The sequence below is a fragment of the Oleiphilus sp. HI0066 genome (genome assembly GCF_001635725.1).
In genome coordinates, this window is the sequence record NZ_LWFH01001456.1 from 1 (window position 1) to 1,889 (window position 1,889).

General features: G+C 45.8%; 1 protein-coding gene. It reads right to left on the minus strand.

Going from position 1 to position 1,889, the window contains the following annotated elements; translation table 11 throughout:
* Nucleotides 1-33: 33 nt before the first annotated feature.
* Entirely contained in the window at nt 34-1,545 is a 1,512-nt protein-coding gene (trpE, locus tag A3738_RS22660; protein WP_068501379.1) for an anthranilate synthase component I, read from the minus strand.
* Nucleotides 1,546-1,889 lie beyond the last annotated feature (344 nt).

Consider the following 1,889-nt stretch of genomic DNA (forward strand, 5'->3'; position numbering starts at 1 on the left):
TAAAGGAGTCATAGTTATCAATCATTAACAACATTACTTATCCCCCTTTGCAGATTCATTAGAAACACTGTCTACACCTTGCGTTGCCATTGCCACAGCTCTGAATACGGCTCGCCCTTTATTCATGGTTTCTTCCCACTCGTTTAAAGGCACTGAATCTGCAACGACACCGGCTCCAGCTTGAATATGAAGCACATCATCTTTAATCACGGCTGTTCGAATCGCGATTGCAGTGTCCATATTGCCGCTCCAAGACAAATATCCGACTGCGCCGCCATATACACCACGCTTCACTGGCTCTAACTCATCAATTATTTCCATTGCGCGAATCTTAGGCGCTCCGCTTAATGTGCCGGCAGGAAATGTTGCTCTAAGAACATCCATGGCTGAGCAACCATCTTTCAGCTCACCAGTCACATTAGAGACGATGTGCATGACATGCGAATAACGTTCAACAATCATTTTGTCCGTGAGCGAAACTTTTCCAGTTTTCGCGACACGCCCAACATCATTACGCCCCAGATCGATCAGCATCAAGTGTTCTGCGAGCTCCTTAGGATCAGCTAAAAGATCTTGCTCTAAAGCCAAGTCTTCTGCTTCGGTCATACCGCGCTTTCGTGTACCTGCAATAGGACGGACCGTGACTAGCCCATCTTCGACACGTGCCAATATTTCTGGTGAAGAACCCACAACATGAAAGTCGCCTAAGTTTAGGAAATACATATATGGCGACGGGTTCAAGCAACGTAAAGCGCGATATAAATCGAGTGGCGCAGCTTTATAAGGAATATACATACGCTGAGCGAGCACAGTCTGCATGACATCGCCGGCCAGCACATAATCTTTAATACGATCTACAGCCGCTTCATATTTTGGCTGTTCAAAACCTGAAACAAAATCTTCTTCTGAAACAGACTGAGCCTCACCTGCTTGCGCGGGCGCTGATGCCTGCATCGTTCTTAAACGATGAACGAGAACACCCAACACAGACTCAGCGACCTCGTAGCTCCCATCCACACTTGGATCTTCATGATGAATCAATATCAACTTNCCGCTGAGATTATCAAATACGACCAACTGATCAGAAACCATGAGAAGAATATCTGGCGTACCAAGCGGATCTTCTGGGCAAGAGTGAGCAAGCTTCGGTTCGACATAACGAATAATGTCATACCCAAAGTAACCCACTAAGCCACCATTAAAACGCGGAAGCCCCTCTATTTCTGGAACACGAAAACGAGATTGGAACTCTTCAACAAAAGCCAATGGATCGGAATGCTCGAATGACTCCGTAACCTCACCATCTGCTTCAAGATGAATCGTCTTCCCCCAGACTTTCAAAACCTGTCTACAAGGCAAACCAATAATGGAGTATCGCCCCCACTTCTCGCCGCCCTGTACAGACTCTAACAAGTAACTGTATGGGCCATCCGCGAGTTTCAAATAACTACTGAGCGGGGTATCTAAATCAGCAAGAACTTCGCGTACAACTGGCACGCGGTTATAGCCGTCTCCGGCAAAGGCATAAAATTGTTCTGCGTTCATGGTATTTCCTTGACTAGCGATCTTTGGGCAAAGTGTTATGTGGTAAGTTACAGCTGCTCAAAATCGCCATCGAAATGAAGCAGAGAAGCTCCATTGAGAGGGACTAGATATTAATGAAAAATCCGAATAAATCGTCATGACCGACACTTAGCGCTAATGCGTCAAATTCTGTTTGCATTGTAGTGTGTTTACACAGTTGAGTGAGATTAACTCAGCTCTGAAAGCGAATCAACAAAGGCATCCAGATTCCTTGCGTCAATTGGCAGACCGTGATTATAACCATAGCTTACACCGACAACTTTCACTCCTGCACGGTGAGCCGCTTGAAAATCGTTAATCGAATC